The following is a 15,873-nucleotide window of genomic DNA, read 5'->3' as shown; positions in this document are numbered from 1 at the left end:
ATGAGCACACAAGAAGTAATCTCTATCCTCTGATCGCGGATACATCATTCATTTACAATCCCATGAAGCACCAGCTCAATTGACTGCTTCAACACCTCGCGCTGTACCCTCGGGTCACTTTCACGTGCAGCCATAAGAACAGAATCCATTAGTGCGGAAGAAACAATTGAACGTATTAGTTCCGGAGGATAGTCCCGCAGCCATCCTTCTTTTATTCCTGTTCTTATCAGGTCGGTGAGAAATGCAAAGTTAGCGACTCCTTCTTCCTGGGCAGTAGAGGAGATGTATGGTGAATAGCAGAACTGCTGCATGAAATATATCTTCCGGGGATTATCGAGTCCCCAATCTGCGAGTGCATTGGATACATTATCAAGCTTTTCCCTGCAGCTATCTCCACAGCTGGCTGCATCTTCAAGCACTGATCCGGATTCTTTCTTTATTTCAAGATAAAGGGTGTCGATGAGTTCCTCTTTTGTCTTGAAATAATGGAAAAGCGTACCTGTGGCAACTCCTGCTTCCTTTGCGATCAGCGATGTGGGAGTGCCGTGAAACCCCCTATCTGTAAAGAGGATCAGGGACGCATCGAGGATCGTCTGTCTTTTGTTGCTCTGCTTCTCTGCCATGGAATCTCTTTTATTGTATCATTCTCTGTTATTTAAAATGTCCTTATGGCCCATTTTTAGCTTCTGTTTTTCAGCAGGCTGAATTGCCTTATCACAGGCAGGAAATTCCTCATTATCCTGGCGGTGAGCTTTGTCCTGGAGCTTTCGAACTGTGATTCCACTTCCTTGAGCTTTTCAGGTATGTCAATCTGCTGTGGGCATTTCTCCTTACATTTCCCGCAATTGACACAGAGCGAGGCAGACGAGTTCTTCCCCAGTACTCCCATCTGGTGCACAAGGTACCTGTATTGTGTGTCGTGGTCACTTATACCTTTGAATATTCGCTTGCTGTTGTAAAGGTCAAAGCATCCGGGGATATCCACGCCCACAGGACAGGGCATACAGTAATTGCATCCTGTGCAGGGAACTGCCATGAGATCTCTGTACTTTTCCGCTACTCGGTGCACTATATCCCGTTCTTTTTCTGTAAGTGAGTCAGGCTCTGCTTCGGATGCGGTGCGTATATTCTCATCAAGCTGGGACATCTCATTCATCCCTGAAAGGACGACAGTCACTTCTGGATGGTTCCATACCCACCTGAATGCCCATTCGGCAGGACTTCTTTTGACATCAGCCTCGTTCCATATGTCTTCGATTTCAGGCGGTACGTTCCTGACAAGATTCCCGCCACGGAGCGGTTCCATGACCATGACCGCAATATTCCTTTCGGCTGCATACTTCAAACCTTGAGTGCCTGCCTGATGATTCTCATCAAGGTAGTTGTACTGTATCAGGCACATGTCCCAGTCATAGGCACCGATGATCTCCTGGAATACCTCTGCTCTGTCATGAAATGAAAAACCGACATTCTTTATGCGTCCATCCTTCTTTGCCCTGTTAAGGAATTCCAGCACACCTTTATCCCTTATCTTTTTCCATCCACCTTCTGTCAGGGAATGGATTAGATAGTAGTCAATATGGTCGGTGTTCAGTCTTTTTAACTGGATCTCCAGGAACCTGTCCATATCGGTCTGGTCTTTGACAAGCCAGTGAGGCATTTTGGTAGCAAGCCTGATCTTTTCCCGGTATCCGCCAGATAGTGCTTCCCCAAGGAATACTTCACTCTTCTCATTATGGTATGGCCAGGCAGTGTCGACATAGTTCACTCCGTTGTCAATTGCATGGTGCAGAAGGGCTGTAGCTTTCTCATGATCAATGGTTCCGTCCTTTTCGGGAAGGCGCATGGCTCCCAGTCCCAACGCTGATAATTTGTCTCCTGTTTTGGGTACTTCTCTGTATTGCATAGTTATACTTCACTCTTTCAGCCACTAGACTGAGTAGTCAATCTATTAATCTATTTTAAAAGTATATAGTACTTTTGTAGATTCACCACATATTCAAGCTCATGACAATGTCCAGAGCTTGCTGGTGTGTATTCCAAAAGAAAAAGGTGTCTCTTATCTTTTGATATCTCATGACCTTGAAGTATTGATTCTGGGTTGTGTCAGGATTGCTTTTTTGGAGAAGGCAGGATTGTTAGGGTGAAAAATACTTAAAAGGAAAATGTATAATACCTTGAATAAATCAGGATTTAGTACTCATGACTCTTATTATTGTTGATAAAAACCTTTGCACAGGTTGTGGTATTTGCACAAAAGTATGTACAACGCGTATAATCGAGTTGGCTGAAGAATCAAATCTTCCACAGGTGCAGGAGGCAAACGTACTTCGCTGCATCAAATGCGGACACTGCGAGGTTTTCTGTCCTTCTCAGGCACTGCTTCTAAACCTGCTTCCGGATGAAAAAGTCATCCTGCCCGCCGGTGCCGGTGATATCTCTGCTGAAGATATAGATCTTTACCTTAAGAAACGCAGGTCAGTACGGCATTTTACAAAAGAACCCGTGCCACGGGAGAAGATCATGGAGATCCTCGACGTTGCCCGTTACGCTGCATCAGGAACCAATGGTCAGCCGGTTCAGTGGCTTGTTGTTCATGACCCGGAGAGAGTCCAGAAGATCGCAGGGCTCACGATCGAATGGATGAAGAGCCTTGTGAACACCCCTCACCCCATGAGTGGCTACGTACCTTCACTGATCGCAGCATGGGAGAGTGGAAATGATGTTATTTGTAGGGATGCTCCTCATTTGCTTTTCGCACACATTCCCGAAGATAGTCCGATCGCGCCTGTTGATGCCATAATTGCCCTCACCCACTTTGACATCACAGCACCTGCATATGGGATAGGCACTTGCTGGGCAGGCTTTGTTGCTGCTGCTGCCACATCCTATGAGCCACTTCAGCAAGAGCTCGGCTTGCCTGAAGGAAGAAAAACTGCTTATGCAATATTGTTCGGGAATCAAAAATATGAGATATACGGCATCCCCCGCAGAAAACCACTTGAAGTTATGTGGCAGTGATATTATCTTGAAATTATCCCCAATGCATTGAAAAGAACTTCTATTCCACAAATCGAACTGAGGATACAAAAAGAAGTAAGTCCTGCAATCATCTTGCAGGATAGTTCATTTAAGCAAATGGATGTGCTGCACTGTCCTTTTTAGCAAGTGCATCATCTACGGTAGGAGTTCCATCAACAGCACGCTTAATTGCAAGTTTTGTTGCTTCGTAGTTGAACTCGTAGATCTTGTCCTTGTCCTCTGCATCCCATTCGATGAACACTGATACAATGATCAGGAGATCTTCAGCTTCTTCTTTTGGAATAACTCCTTCTTCTACACTGTCCATCACAGCTTTTGCAATGGATGCCTGAGCAGGACCGAACATCAAGGAAGCCTGAGCTGCATTCTTCATTGTCACTTTGTTCACAAGTAATGTTGCAGGTTTTGGTGTAACATTTGGTTCAAGTACAGCAAGTAAAGGAGAGTGTCCCTGCCTTGGCATTGCAAGGGAATTCATAAATGCAGTTTCAACAGCACTTCCTTTTCTTCCGATCACAAGGTCTATGTGAGCAACTTCCGGTCCTTCACCAACCAGGGCTTCGCCTATCAGACTATTTACTATTTTTGTCATATGATAACCTCAATTTGAACTTTTCAGAAATGCCTGCATGATCTGAGTGTGCAGGACATTTCTACTGTTCATGATTTTCAATCCGATACATATCAGGAGAACACGTAAATACTTATTCTAACCATTTGGTAACCTGGTGAGATATCATGGGAGACCTGGAACACAGCCCTATAGACAGAGCAATAAAACTAATAAGCAAAAAATGGACGCTCAACATCATCAGGGATATGTTCTGTGGAAAGAAACAATTCAATGAGTTCCTGAAATGCAACCCGAACCTTAGCAGCAAAGTGCTGTCCGGGAAATTACGCCAACTTGAACAGGACGGGTTAATAGAGAAGATCATTGTATCCAAGACACCCGTGACTATAGAGTATCACCTGACCGGAAAAGGCAGGAACCTGAACAAGGTCCTTTATGAGCTTTCAGGATTTGCCTACAAGGAATGTGCGGACGAGTCTACTCCAACATGCACAGAACATAGCTATGAGCTGACCAAAGAACTGTTGAAGATAGATGATTGAAAAGAGATTCTCATCCTTAAAAAACAGATAGAAAATATTATGTCACGAAAACAGGAACACACGATATTAGATAGTCCCCTGCAACAAAGCTACTAAGGCAACGATCACAAAGACAACAAATGTAACTACCATTGCCGTAATGGCTCTTTTTTCATCTTTAGTATTCAAGTTCCGGGTATTTGGATCAGCTATAAGCAGTACCCATATTGGAAGGCTTAATGATATCATCCAGCCTAAATATCTTCCAGCTTCATAACTTATCATGCCAGTGGCATTAGCAGCAATCAGTGCAATGAATAACCAGCCAACGGCAAGAAAGGATGTTATTACTATTTTCTTGTTGATAGAAGGTAGCCACGATAAAGTAGGAGTTGACATTGGATATTAATTTAAATTATAACTATAAAATATTACCTGCATATTAACTCTGTTTCACAACAAATGGTTTCCATTTGGTCATCTAATGTAGATGTCAGATAGCAGTAAAAAAGAAAGAAGAGAGGAGAAGAAAAAGTGATTCAGTAACTGGATGGTGCATCATCCCAGTTATCCGGAGCATCACCTGTTCCAGAACTTGCATCAATGAAGTATTCTTTTGTAATAGTACTCTCGACCACTAAAGAATCCTCATTATGAGATTCTGATACAGCTATTACTGAGAACGTATCATCCTGCAGGAGATCCCTCAGTCCTTCTCTGTTTTAGTGAACCGGGATATTATCGACATACAAAGAATGAGCATGATAGAAGTGAAACCCGGTGTAGTGTGCGTATTTGATTCAGAGGACTCATCTATAGTGGAATTATCTTTAAGAGCGTATTTTCCATTTTCATCGATATAGACAGCATCTTTGTCTACATCAATATAAGTTCCATTTTCATCTTTTATAGTAACCAGACCACTATCACTAGTAGAATCGTCTGTTTCCAGGTCTATTTCTTCTTCATGTTCCCACATAAACACAGCAGGAACATCATTCACTCCCTCTTCTTGAGCTGCTTCATCTATTGTCTTGTATATTTCATCGATCACAGAATCATTTACTCTTTCCGGAGTGGCTGAATCAAGACCTACTTTCAAATAGCCATCAATATACGTCCCGAAACTACTCACGGGACCACCGGATGACACAAAATAATTGTCAATCTTGTCATTAGCACGACTACAATGGACTAGCAGATCGGTCCAGTCTCTTTTCTCAGTTGCATCTGTGATTATAGGCATGGTACCCCTGGCAGCTACAAACTCAGAACTATTTGCAGCTTTTTCAAACATCTCGTAACCGTAATCAGGCAATGCCATATCTTCTTCATCTTCATCCCACAAGAAAACTACCGGAACATCATTTATTCCACAGTTTTCTTCACAATAAGATCCAATATTCTGGTACATTTCATCGATTCTTGAATCGTTGATCTGTCCCTTATAAGCAGAACCAACATACACATTTAATATATTATTTCCCACTCCAATGTTATTAATGGAGCTGTCAAATTCAGAATAAGACGGACCAACTTTCTTTATAATATTTAGCCAGCAATCTCTTAATGCATTTTTCCATTCCTGATCAATAGTATCAGGTACGTTTCCTCTACTGGCGATATAGTGGGAGTCTTCTGCAAACTCTTCAAATACATCAGTTGCAGCACTTGCAAAACCTATTGATGTAGACAACAATGCTAATGCTAGCAAAAACAATATTCTATATTTGTACCATTTCCACATGCAATTTCCTCTTATTTTCTAAATCTTGCCAGTATAAGAATGCACATGACAAGCATAACGGAGGTGAAACCTGGCGTGGTTTGTGAAGATTCCTCATTGTCTGACACATTGGTATCTTCAGAATGATATTCTATTGGAGGTTCACCTATTGCCATTTCATCGATCTGTGGCACTTCCTCCCATACAAATACAACCGGAATATCAGTAATGCCTACTTCTTCATAGTGATTATAAACAATCTGGTAAATTTCATTAATAGAAGAATCATTCACTCTTTCTGGAGTATCTTTGTTGACTCCTACTTTTACATATCCTCCATATCTTTGGAAACTATAAGATATAAGAAGCGGTCCTTTCTGAGAAGTAAAATATGGACTTAACTCCTTGATGGAGCCTGCTTCAAAAACGTCATCTGTCCATTGCAATCTTTCATTTTCATCTGAAAATGTCGGTACGTTTCCTCGAGAAGCTACAAAGCTTGAACTGTTTTTTGCATTCTCAAATGCATCTGAATCATATACCATTATCAGGTCTTCCTCATCTTCTGCCCACATGAAAACAACAGGAACATTACCTACACCCACATTTTCTTCACAATAGGTTTCTATTTTCTGATACATCTGATCAATTCTTGAATCATTTACTTCTCCTTTGTAGGCAGAGCCCAAATACACGATTAATAATTCGCTGTTAGATCCAACGCTTTTTATCGACTTATCAAATTTGTAATAAGATGGTCCTGTGAGATTCAGCCAGCAATCTCTAATTGCATTCTTCCATTCCTGGTCAATAGTATCTGGTAGATTTCCTTTATATCCTATAAAATGAGAATCATTTCTAAACTCTTCTAAATATGAGTTATGACTATCGATTGATTCATTGTATTCGGCACTTGCGAATATGGGTATCAATGTATTCACAAGTATTATCAATATCAGTATTATTCTAATTCTTATTGTCCGATTCATTGCTCTTTAATCCTTTAATAATGCTTTATTATTCTTGATTAATGATGGTGCTATTTCCCATGTAGTAGTGAGTTTTTACTGAACAATTATATATTTAAAAAAAGAAAGCTGACAAATTAGAGATCACTAATTTGTCATTACTTTAAAATATCTGTTTAATATAAGGGAGTTATACCTAAATCTGCAATCACTCCGCTTATAGGGGAAAAGTATGTAGCTGTTCCTTGATGTCCCCAATGTACACCTACAATTTTAACTCCTCCTAGTGTCTTTTGGAATATGGGTGCACCACTATCGCCCCCATCAGCCTCATAATCAGCAGAGAACTGATAATAAAGATCCTGATCAAAGTACGGGTTATATTGAGTAATATAATCATCTGTTACGTATCCATAGTTTGTTTCAGACGTAATGCCTGAGATGTATACCTTTGCTCCTTGGCTAGTATCTCCATAACCAGTTACATCTTTTAGTACGTCGGTGTCCGCATAATATATGTCATCTGCAACATTGATATTAGTTGCTTCTACCCAAGCAGCATCTGCAAAGTAGGGGTCATAATAAGTAACTTCTCCGACTTGTACGTTGGTGTAATACTGTGCAATGAATGCACCAATACCTCCAGCGTCATCGACTGAATGTGCAGTCATCACAAATCCTTCGTTACCGTTGCTGTCTTCTGCAGCAAAGGATAGTGTTGAAGAATACCATAGATTATCATCTGTACTTCTATGTTTTAGTGCAATTCCTCCAACTAAATCACCTGAATAAACGGTTCGTGAGTCAAGAGTGGCTTCTTTATTTGTTCTATATACAATTGGAACATCATACAAGCCAATTTCTTTTGCATTTTTAGTAATCGTGTCGTATATATCATTCATGACAGATTTGTCTACTAAATCAATAGATTCCTCATCGAATTCTACAAAAATATATCCCTCATAGTTAGTTCCAAAACCGAGAAGAGGCCCACCATGTGATTTCATATAAGGTAGAAGATCTTCTTTAGAATTATTGATGCAAGGTCGGATAGTGGCTAACCAATCAACTTTTTCTTTATCGTCTGTAATTTCAGGTACAGTTCCCCAAGTTGCAATAATATTTGAATCTTGATTTAGTAATTCAAATGAATCCGGACCATAGTCTGGTAAGTAGTATTCGCCTTCAAACAACTCATATTTATCTGAATCAGTAGATTCAGCTCCCACAGTTCCTATGAGCATGATTGATACAACAAGCATACTAAGGAATATTTTGAAAATTTCTTTCATTTTATTCACTCCACATGCTAAAGTTTACTTACTTTAACACACATGCGTTTATACCCAGTCTAAAAAAGATATACAACCATATAAAAATAACTAACATCCAGAAGAATTATTTAATAAAATAAAAAAAGAAGAAAATACTCAGTTATAACTGGACGGTACATCGTCCCAGTTATCCGGAGCATCTCCTGTTCCTGAGCTTGCATCAATGAAATATTCATTGTTGTAATAGTACCATACTTCGACCACTGAGTAATCCTCATCCAGGAAATAATCAAAGTCTATATCCTCATAGTCATCAGGATAGATCACTTCTTCCTCGTCATCGTCGTAGTAAGGACCAACTGTAGCATCCACAGGGAACCATTCATCATCCTCATAGACCTCTACCCATGCATGTCCACCGGCGCTGCCATCGAAGTTCACAATACCTATGGCAACCCTTACATCGCTCTCGTCATATTCACCGGAGCCTATAAGCAGTGATGCCAGAGTATTGGCCTGATCCTCACAGTCACTTACGATCTCACCAGGAACCGGGTTTGAATCGTAATCCGGGGTTTCCTCAAGGAACTCGGTCGGGGTCAGCCATTCTTCCTGCTTGCCGATCAGGGTTATATCAGATACCCATATCCATTCGACTGCAGCCTCGTATATCTCATCTTCATCATCAAGGTCCTCATCATCAAGATAATCCTGAACCGCATCTGCGTATGGAGTTACATATTCCTGGAATTCAGAGATATCTGTTACAGAGAAAGTGTTCTCTTTAAGGAAATCTCTCAGTTCTTCCCTGTCAGTCATTTCCTGTTGCATCCTTGGGACAGGCCCAATGGGAACATTCTGGGCAGGCAAATTTGAAGGAGCTGTATTCATTTCTCCCTGCTGTCCCTGTTGTCTCATATTCTGCATATCGTTCTGTTGTAGGACTTGTGGTGTCTGCATGTTCTGAGCATTCTGCATTTGACCCTGACCAAAGCCTAATCTCTGGGCCATATTGGAACTCAGGAATTGCTGGCTGGCTGTAAAGGCCATCTGCTGAGCTTTTGCTCTCATGTTACCTGAAACACCATCCTCGATCAGAGAGGAAGAAAAAGATATATTCGCATCATCATTCCCATCGGCCACTGTATATGCCGAGAACATCAGTATCAATGCCATTATAGTAGACAGTACCAATTTTGTCATCGCATTTCACCTTATTTATTCTATACGATCCTCTATTCAATTGATCATCTTCCACCCACTTATTCTAAAGATAAAGGGATCATATGAAGCACTCCCACAGCTTCACATGAAACCTGCCAATTCCTTTCAGGAGAGGAATTTCGTTCGTTCTTTATTCGTATCTCAATGCATCCACTGGTCTCATCTTTGAAGCATTGTATGCCGGGATGATACCTGACAGCACTCCTATGAACACCGCAATGGCAATACCCATCACCATCAGAGATGGAGCAACGGTCATACCCATGGATGAACGTGTCATGGAAATTCCCAGATACGGCATCAACGACGTCAATGCAAGACTTAGCAATATACCAAGCACGCCTCCTACAAAGCCCACAAGTGCCGAGTTGAACAGGAATATCATGAGAATATCTCCGTTCTTAGCACCGATAGCCTTCATCGTACCGATCTCCTTGGTTTTCTCCATTACTGATGTAAGCATCGTATTTGCAATACCCACAGAACCCACAAGAAGTGAAACTCCTGCTATGGCTCCCAGGAATATTGTCATGGATTCCATCATCTCACTGGCAGATTCTGCCTGTGAAAGTGAATCTGAAACAGAGAAGTCCCTGTCATCTTCGTCCATGATACCTCTGGATAACATCAGACGTTCTTCGACATCTTCAACGACCGTTTCAACATAGTCGGTATCCGATGCCTTTACGACAATGGTATCGTAAACATCATCTTCTGCGTCTTCTACGATCTCGACTGCTGAATCTATCGGCATGATGATCGCGTTGTCACTTTCGTCCTCTGCCAGTATACCTACTACCCTGTATGATTTGCCTTCGATGGTCAACACACGGTTCAGGCCTACTTCATCATCAAACATATCGTGAGCTATACCATAACCTATAACCACAACGTTAGTGTCAGAGGCATCCAGCAATCTGCCGGATTCCAGTTCATAGGTTACTGTGTACTGCCAGACCTGTGGGTCAACTCCTGTCACTGAAAGATCCGCAGTCTCACCCATGAAATACACTTCCAGATCACTGCCGGATATCTGTCCATAGATGTAATCTATATTGTCAACCGCTTTTAGGGCCTGTATGTCCTTTTTGGTCAACTCAGGATCATCGTCATCAGAGGATGAAGAAGAACTTGAGGATCCACCTGAGCCTGGCGGACCTCCTCCTCCTCCTGGCCCTCCCATTGATGCATGGGAATAACCAGGAGTTACCTGGATCAATGTAAGGTCCATATCAGCAAATTGTTCTTCCATATCAGCAGACATACTGTCACTTAGTGCCATAATGGTGACAACTGATCCAACACCGATGACGATACCTATTATAGTGAGCCAGCTTCTGATCTTACTGTGGACCAGGATGTTAGTAGCGAGCTTAATATAGGTGCTTCGTCTCATTTTTAGTCCTTCTTCAATATTTTAGCCTTGAGATTTCTTAGCTCAACGTTAAGTGGAACATAGTTGCCTTCTTTGATCATCTTCTTCTTTCTGTAATTGAGTCCTACAACTACGACTACAAGTGCAACTGCACCGTACAACAGATAGCTGTTAGATGATGAGCTCTGACCTGGTCCGCCGGACATGTCTCCCATTGTGCCACCAGTCAATTCCTCGATCTGAACAGCCTTTTCCACGGTGTGTCTCTGACCTGCAGAGTCTGTGTATTCAATGTTGACAAGAAGTTCGGTCTTTGCTTCCATTTCTTCCTGCATGGCTTCCATGTCCTCTTCTGTCATCTCGGAAGGCTCTGCATCTGCTGTACCAGATGAACCTTCATCCATTGATGGCATTGAACTTGTCTGGCTTATTGAGAATGATGTGATAGTGTAATCGCCCTTCTCAAGGTTACCGACGATCGTAGAGGTACTTCCTGTAGCTTCAAAATTGTCCTGTTCAGGTATTGATACTTTCACAGAGTAAGCCTCATTATTACCTACATTCGCAAGGGACAGAGAAACCTCTCCTTCGTCACTTTCTGAGTAGCTCAGATCAAAGTCAGTGGTTCCTCCAACAAACATTCCAGCTTTGGTTTCTATCAAAGTTGTGTTGGAATTATAATCCTGGAACTCAAGTGTGATATCAAGTTGATATAATCCGGGATCTGCATCTACATCAGCCATTACAGAGTATACTACTGCGACTGATTCATCGACATCCAGAGAAGTTATGTACTTGGTGTTAGAGGAATATACAGGTAAGATCGTACCGGTTGATTCTTCCCATGAGACCGCCATGTTCTGTAGTGGTGATGAACCTGTATTGGTTATGACAAACTCAAGAGGTTCTACAGTTGCAACATCAATGCTGGAATCACTTATTGTGACGATCTGAGCATATTCCTTACCCTGTACTTCAACTTCAAGGGTTGTTACGGAGCTAGAGTCAGACTCACTGTCCTTTACAATAACATCTATGTCATAAGTTCCATCTGAAACATCAGAATCTACTTTTAACTTGAATTTTACAGTTGTTGCATCTTCCTCATCCTGACGAGCTTCCATGTAGGATATCGTCTTTGTCAGTGACTGTCCGGAGACCTGACTGAAAGGATAATCAGCATCTATACTTACAACGACATCAGAGAGGTCATTGCTTCCTTCGTTCTGGAGACTGAGAGTTAATTCTACGGTCTCACCAGGCCTTGCAGGATACGGACTCTGGGTCATCAGATCCACATTCACCCCTGATGCACCTGCATTCAAGCCTGCTGCTGCATTGGTTATTGGCAGCAGTAGTATTAACATTAATATCAATAATTTTCTCATATTATCACATTGCTTCACGCTTTATTATCTCTATATTATCGACCATTCCATCTTTGATATGAACCACACGATCTGCATATTTGGTTAGTTCCGGATCGTGGGTGATCATTATGATAGTTTTACCTTCCTTTTGGTGAAGGTTACTTAAGAATTCAAGAATGTAATTTCCTGTTTCACTGTCCAGATTACCTGTTGGTTCGTCCGCAAGGATGACCTTGGGATCAACTGCCAAAGATCTTGCGATCGCAACTCTTTGCCTCTGTCCACCAGACAATTGTGAAGGAAGATTGTATTTTTTATCACCGAGAGAGACTATATCGAGTAGTTGTTCTGCTCTCTTCCATGAATGATCGGGATCAGCTTCCTGAAATTCAAGAGGAAGCATTACGTTTTCTATTGTGTTCAGTGTCGGTAGCAGATTGAATGTCTGAAAAATGAAACCAATTAATTGACCTCTTATCTGGGCAAGCTCTGATTCCTTCATCTGAGCGATGTCCCTGTTGTTCAGTTCTACAACACCTTTGCTTGGTATGTCAAGACATCCAAGAAGGTTCATCATTGTACTCTTGCCACTTCCACTGGGTCCAAGTATTACTACGAACTCGCCATGGAGGATCTCCAGGTCAACGCCCTTCAATGCTGCAAACTCGACATCTCCCATTTTGTATATCTTCCATACGTCGGTCAGACGCATGAGAGTGTCAGGTCCGTCCCCTGCAAGTTCCTGTTCTACATTAGTGTGATTCTCGTCCATAATTCACCTCAATGATATTCCCCGGATAATTTGAATTCGTTTTTTATAGGCCGGTATTATATATATACTGGCTTATTGCGCCTATGAATAACTCATCTAACAACATCAACCCAGTCGGGATATGTGTGACAGACGGTTCATCTGTTCAGGACTCAATTTTCCTTCCAGAGCTGAAACAATGGAGATCGAACCTGATCTGCTTTCAGACGTCCTTTGCATGCTGCGAACCAGTGTTCCAACATATTTCTTCTTTGTATCGTTAATATCTGTCATTTTTTCTCCTCCTGTTTCGGATAAGAGACACCTGGTGGATAGGAAACAGGTGTCCCTTATACGAAGGGTTGGTTGTTGGTACATTGGTGACACCGGGCTGGATGTGGTTGGGGGTTGGTGCCACCAATTGGGTGGTACCTGTCAGAGCAGTAGTGCCGACAGGCAATTCCCTAATTCGTAGTTTTAAATAAAAGGATACTTATTATGAAAAGGCATAAAATAAGCCACAATTAAAAAATAAAGCTTTATAGAGACTTAAATAGTTATAAAATACCACATAAGTATCTTAAAAGCTTATTATCTAATTAATAGCAGAGATATCTTAAAAATAAAAGTCCATAAATAATATCCAAATAAAAAGATAGTTGCTCCTATTGACAAATAATTACTCTGTTAAACTTCGAAAAATAGAGATCAATAATAAAGGATCATTCATCAGGTTCCACAAGGAACAGAACATTCCCACGACCCTTCTTGAACTTCTGTATCTTGCCCCTCTTCTCAAGATCAAGCAGCATCAGGCTTACTTTTCCCTCGGAGTATTTGAGACGTTTACGCATGTCCTTCTGGGTCATCCTTCCACCCTGCGACTTAAGGATGTCAAGGATCTCCTGAAGATCAGCAGGCACCGGTTCATCTGAAGGTACCGGAGCAGGGGCAGGTTCTTCCTTTGTAATAGGCTCTGCAACAGGAACAAGGGGTTCAGATACCTCATCGAGAACCTCCTCTATTACTGACTCATCCTGAGGCTCTTCCTTTGAAGTAGCAGGAAGCTTTTCTGTAACTTCTGGTGTCACCGGTGGATGGGACATTGGTTTTGCCTTCCTGGAAGCAGCAGGAGCTTGTGGCCTTTGCTTCATCTGAAGTGCAAGAATAGCAAGAAGAACGACAACAACCAGCAATGCACCGATAATTAATGGATTACGGTCCTCTGTTGTAGAGGATGTAACATCCTCTGATGTAGTTGTAGCCGTTGTATTAACGGAACTGGAATACGAAGGCAAGAGTAAAATATCCAGAACATAGCTGCCTTCATCCGAGACAGTGATAAGGTCATCTGCATAATACGTAAGCTGATCATCCTCATAATAACTTGCAGTTATCTGATATGTGCCATTGGGCAATTCAAAGGAATAAACACCGTATTTTGCTACCATTGATTGTGCGGGGGTAGAGTTCACTGCTACAATTGCATTGTCCAGTGGTTCGAACGTACTCCATTCATAGGCTACGCCATGTACAGTTGCAATATCTGCCGCTGCAACTCCTGAGAACATCAGGATCATGGCAATAGGAACAATGATGGATATTAGTTTCATTTCACACAACCTGGTCCATTATATCAGTTATTATCAAATATTGGCCCTGCCCAGACATTTTCGTTTCCATCGGAAGAAACACCATCTAAATAGTAGGTCCCATTTCCGATCAGTTCAGCCTCACCTGTACCGGACACTGATATTTCCATATCTTCAGCCATGACTGCAATAGAGAATGCTGAACCGGACAAGGATACATTACCTGTGACCCCTACATATGAATACGTATTTTGGGGCTTAATAAGAGTTCCACTGGGAGCTCTGTCAGGCATAGCTTCCTGATCAAATTCATATTCCATATCTATCAGAAGGTCTCCTGAAAAGTCAACTGCAGAGAACTTGCCTGTTGAAATGAAAATACTGGCATCAAGGTCGCCAGACAATATAGCAATACCACTTCCTTGAGCTACCAGAACATCATTGTCACCAATAGGAACTGGCCCGGGAAGATGTGCCTTTATGATACCGAATATTGGCTTTAGCTCATCGTTTGCACGAATAATACTTTCCCTTGAGAGTTCAAGGTATTTCTGCCTGTCTGCTTCCGAAGAGGAACTTTCAGCCATTGTTATGTAGTCCCTTGCCTCAGCAACGAGAGCAGAGTAATTTGAAGCCTTCTGTTCAAGTTCAGAAACATCCTTACCTTCCTCATTCAGGCGAGCTATAACATCGGCAAGACGTAACACTATCTCTTCTGACTCTTCTATATTATTTTCAAGGAAAGTATCCACATCCGCAGATGGACCGGATACTATTGGAATTACAAGGATCTGCCCTTCATGTGGGCCTCTTGTATCAAGATGAGGAAAAATATCATTATGCTTATCCCTTTCATCAGGATATTGGGGCATATCCTCAGAACCCACCATGCCGGAAATAACAACAAGCAGCATGAGGAAGATCAATAATATAAGAGGCATACTTTTCATTGACGATCACATCTGAATAGATACATGATAAATATATCAGGTTCAAGACAGATTAACAGATATTAATGTATCTTAAACGTTTTCTTTGATTTAATGATATCAAATAATATATAAATTCATGCCTCTGATAATGATGAGAAGAGTTATTCAATGCTAATTTCACCGTATTGGTCACTGCCCATAGGACAAATTGGACCAATTACCATTTAAAATCAGTTTTAGAACATAACAATTTATTTCCAGAAGCTTCTGATAACTGCTCAATTTGCCCCGGGTCGAGTTTCCTGACAAGACCTGATGCAACATATAAGTTACTGGGACATAGTGCCTGAGACCGGATCGCTTCCTGAAGTCTTGAATCAATGAATTGTTTTAAAGAATCCCTTATATTTTCCATATTCTCACCTGTATCGATCAAGAGATGCCCAGGATAGGTTGGGCATCCCTTAAGCGAGAGGGGGTTGTTGGTACAGTGGTGGCACCTTAGGCTGGATGTGGTTGGGGGT

Annotated in this window: 17 protein-coding genes; 2 read left to right on the top strand and 15 right to left on the bottom strand. The window is 41.6% G+C overall.

Annotation, left to right across the window (positions count from 1 at the left end):
- Nucleotides 1–44 precede the first annotated feature (44 nt).
- Both BM008_RS11645 and BM008_RS11640 read right to left on the bottom strand, forming a co-directional pair.
- Entirely contained in the window at nucleotides 45–623 is a 579-nt protein-coding gene (locus BM008_RS11645) for a TetR/AcrR family transcriptional regulator (RefSeq protein ID WP_091937188.1), read from the bottom strand.
- Nucleotides 624–679: 56 nt separating this feature from the next.
- Nucleotides 680–1,906 (bottom strand): aldo/keto reductase, encoded by a 1,227-nt coding sequence (locus tag BM008_RS11640; protein ID WP_091937185.1) that lies wholly within the window; start codon nucleotides 1,904–1,906, stop codon nucleotides 680–682.
- A 296-nt stretch (nucleotides 1,907–2,202) separates the two neighbouring features.
- Between BM008_RS11640 and BM008_RS11635 the strand changes: the two genes are divergently transcribed.
- Complete coding sequence (locus BM008_RS11635) at nucleotides 2,203–3,021, top strand: nitroreductase family protein (RefSeq protein WP_091937183.1); 819 nt, start codon at nucleotides 2,203–2,205, stop codon at nucleotides 3,019–3,021.
- A 109-nt stretch (nucleotides 3,022–3,130) separates the two neighbouring features.
- Here the strand turns inward: BM008_RS11635 and fae are convergent, their stop codons facing one another.
- Entirely contained in the window at nucleotides 3,131–3,634 is a 504-nt protein-coding gene (gene fae / locus BM008_RS11630; RefSeq protein ID WP_091937181.1) for a formaldehyde-activating enzyme, read from the bottom strand.
- Nucleotides 3,635–3,780: 146 nt separating this feature from the next.
- On the opposite strand from fae, the gene BM008_RS11625 reads away from it, so the two are divergent.
- A complete protein-coding gene (locus tag BM008_RS11625; protein WP_091937179.1) occupies nucleotides 3,781–4,158 on the top strand; it encodes a winged helix-turn-helix transcriptional regulator in 378 nt (125 codons plus the stop codon).
- 66 nt (nucleotides 4,159–4,224) lie between these two features.
- On the opposite strand, the gene BM008_RS11620 is transcribed toward BM008_RS11625, so the two are convergent.
- From BM008_RS11620 to BM008_RS11570, 12 genes are all read right to left on the bottom strand, one after another.
- On the bottom strand, nucleotides 4,225–4,536 hold the full coding sequence (locus BM008_RS11620) for a hypothetical protein (protein ID WP_091937177.1): 312 nt from the start codon (nucleotides 4,534–4,536) through the stop codon (nucleotides 4,225–4,227).
- Between the two features lie 307 nt (nucleotides 4,537–4,843).
- Nucleotides 4,844–5,884: a hypothetical protein gene (locus BM008_RS11615; RefSeq protein WP_091937174.1), complete on the bottom strand. Its 1,041-nt coding sequence runs from the start codon at nucleotides 5,882–5,884 to the stop codon at nucleotides 4,844–4,846.
- A gap of 11 nt (nucleotides 5,885–5,895) precedes the next feature.
- Nucleotides 5,896–6,852 carry a hypothetical protein gene (locus BM008_RS11610; RefSeq protein WP_177188052.1) on the bottom strand — a complete coding sequence of 319 codons (957 nt, stop codon included), beginning with the start codon at nucleotides 6,850–6,852 and terminating at the stop codon, nucleotides 5,896–5,898.
- 155 nt (nucleotides 6,853–7,007) lie between these two features.
- Entirely contained in the window at nucleotides 7,008–8,123 is a 1,116-nt protein-coding gene (locus tag BM008_RS11605; RefSeq protein WP_091937170.1) for a chymotrypsin family serine protease, read from the bottom strand.
- 138 nt (nucleotides 8,124–8,261) lie between these two features.
- Entirely contained in the window at nucleotides 8,262–9,308 is a 1,047-nt protein-coding gene (locus tag BM008_RS11600) for a transglutaminase-like domain-containing protein (RefSeq protein ID WP_091937168.1), read from the bottom strand.
- Nucleotides 9,309–9,459: 151 nt separating this feature from the next.
- A complete protein-coding gene (locus BM008_RS11595; protein ID WP_091937166.1) occupies nucleotides 9,460–10,725 on the bottom strand; it encodes an ABC transporter permease in 1,266 nt (421 codons plus the stop codon).
- Nucleotides 10,726–10,727: 2 nt separating this feature from the next.
- Nucleotides 10,728–12,071: a COG1361 S-layer family protein gene (locus BM008_RS11590; protein ID WP_245748024.1), complete on the bottom strand. Its 1,344-nt coding sequence runs from the start codon at nucleotides 12,069–12,071 to the stop codon at nucleotides 10,728–10,730.
- A 25-nt stretch (nucleotides 12,072–12,096) separates the two neighbouring features.
- Entirely contained in the window at nucleotides 12,097–12,846 is a 750-nt protein-coding gene (locus BM008_RS11585) for an ABC transporter ATP-binding protein (protein WP_091937165.1), read from the bottom strand.
- Between the two features lie 105 nt (nucleotides 12,847–12,951).
- A complete protein-coding gene (locus BM008_RS14940) occupies nucleotides 12,952–13,119 on the bottom strand; it encodes a hypothetical protein (protein WP_177188051.1) in 168 nt (55 codons plus the stop codon).
- 428 nt (nucleotides 13,120–13,547) lie between these two features.
- Complete coding sequence (locus tag BM008_RS15125) at nucleotides 13,548–14,438, bottom strand: DUF7343 domain-containing protein (RefSeq protein ID WP_245748023.1); 891 nt, start codon at nucleotides 14,436–14,438, stop codon at nucleotides 13,548–13,550.
- 23 nt (nucleotides 14,439–14,461) lie between these two features.
- Nucleotides 14,462–15,367 carry a hypothetical protein gene (locus BM008_RS11575; RefSeq protein ID WP_091937163.1) on the bottom strand — a complete coding sequence of 302 codons (906 nt, stop codon included), beginning with the start codon at nucleotides 15,365–15,367 and terminating at the stop codon, nucleotides 14,462–14,464.
- 199 nt (nucleotides 15,368–15,566) lie between these two features.
- On the bottom strand, nucleotides 15,567–15,764 hold the full coding sequence (locus tag BM008_RS11570; RefSeq protein ID WP_091937161.1) for a hypothetical protein: 198 nt from the start codon (nucleotides 15,762–15,764) through the stop codon (nucleotides 15,567–15,569).
- Between the last annotated feature and the right edge of the window lie 109 nt (nucleotides 15,765–15,873).

The organism is Methanolobus profundi, from assembly GCF_900114835.1.
Taxonomy (GTDB): domain Archaea; phylum Halobacteriota; class Methanosarcinia; order Methanosarcinales; family Methanosarcinaceae; genus Methanolobus; species Methanolobus profundi.
Note: the sequence above shows the minus strand (reverse complement) of the source record. Positions and strands in the feature narration are given on the sequence as shown.

Excerpts from the sequence above, each read along its gene's own strand:
- BM008_RS11645 (WP_091937188.1), bottom strand. The coding sequence starts at position 623 with ATGGCAGAGAAGCAGAGCAACAAAAGACAGACGATCCTCGATGCGTCC.
- BM008_RS11640 (WP_091937185.1), bottom strand. The coding sequence starts at position 1,906 with ATGCAATACAGAGAAGTACCCAAAACAGGAGACAAATTATCAGCGTTG.
- BM008_RS11635 (WP_091937183.1), top strand. The coding sequence starts at position 2,203 with ATGACTCTTATTATTGTTGATAAAAACCTTTGCACAGGTTGTGGTATT.
- fae (WP_091937181.1), bottom strand. The coding sequence starts at position 3,634 with ATGACAAAAATAGTAAATAGTCTGATAGGCGAAGCCCTGGTTGGTGAA.
- BM008_RS11625 (WP_091937179.1), top strand. The coding sequence starts at position 3,781 with ATGGGAGACCTGGAACACAGCCCTATAGACAGAGCAATAAAACTAATA.
- BM008_RS11620 (WP_091937177.1), bottom strand. The coding sequence starts at position 4,536 with ATGTCAACTCCTACTTTATCGTGGCTACCTTCTATCAACAAGAAAATA.
- BM008_RS11615 (WP_091937174.1), bottom strand. The coding sequence starts at position 5,884 with ATGTGGAAATGGTACAAATATAGAATATTGTTTTTGCTAGCATTAGCA.
- BM008_RS11610 (WP_177188052.1), bottom strand. The coding sequence starts at position 6,852 with ATGAATCGGACAATAAGAATTAGAATAATACTGATATTGATAATACTT.
- BM008_RS11605 (WP_091937170.1), bottom strand. The coding sequence starts at position 8,123 with ATGAAAGAAATTTTCAAAATATTCCTTAGTATGCTTGTTGTATCAATC.
- BM008_RS11600 (WP_091937168.1), bottom strand. The coding sequence starts at position 9,308 with ATGACAAAATTGGTACTGTCTACTATAATGGCATTGATACTGATGTTC.
- BM008_RS11595 (WP_091937166.1), bottom strand. The coding sequence starts at position 10,725 with ATGAGACGAAGCACCTATATTAAGCTCGCTACTAACATCCTGGTCCAC.
- BM008_RS11590 (WP_245748024.1), bottom strand. The coding sequence starts at position 12,071 with ATGTTAATACTACTGCTGCCAATAACCAATGCAGCAGCAGGCTTGAAT.
- BM008_RS11585 (WP_091937165.1), bottom strand. The coding sequence starts at position 12,846 with ATGGACGAGAATCACACTAATGTAGAACAGGAACTTGCAGGGGACGGA.
- BM008_RS14940 (WP_177188051.1), bottom strand. The coding sequence starts at position 13,119 with ATGACAGATATTAACGATACAAAGAAGAAATATGTTGGAACACTGGTT.
- BM008_RS15125 (WP_245748023.1), bottom strand. The coding sequence starts at position 14,438 with ATGAAACTAATATCCATCATTGTTCCTATTGCCATGATCCTGATGTTC.
- BM008_RS11575 (WP_091937163.1), bottom strand. The coding sequence starts at position 15,367 with ATGAAAAGTATGCCTCTTATATTATTGATCTTCCTCATGCTGCTTGTT.
- BM008_RS11570 (WP_091937161.1), bottom strand. The coding sequence starts at position 15,764 with ATGGAAAATATAAGGGATTCTTTAAAACAATTCATTGATTCAAGACTT.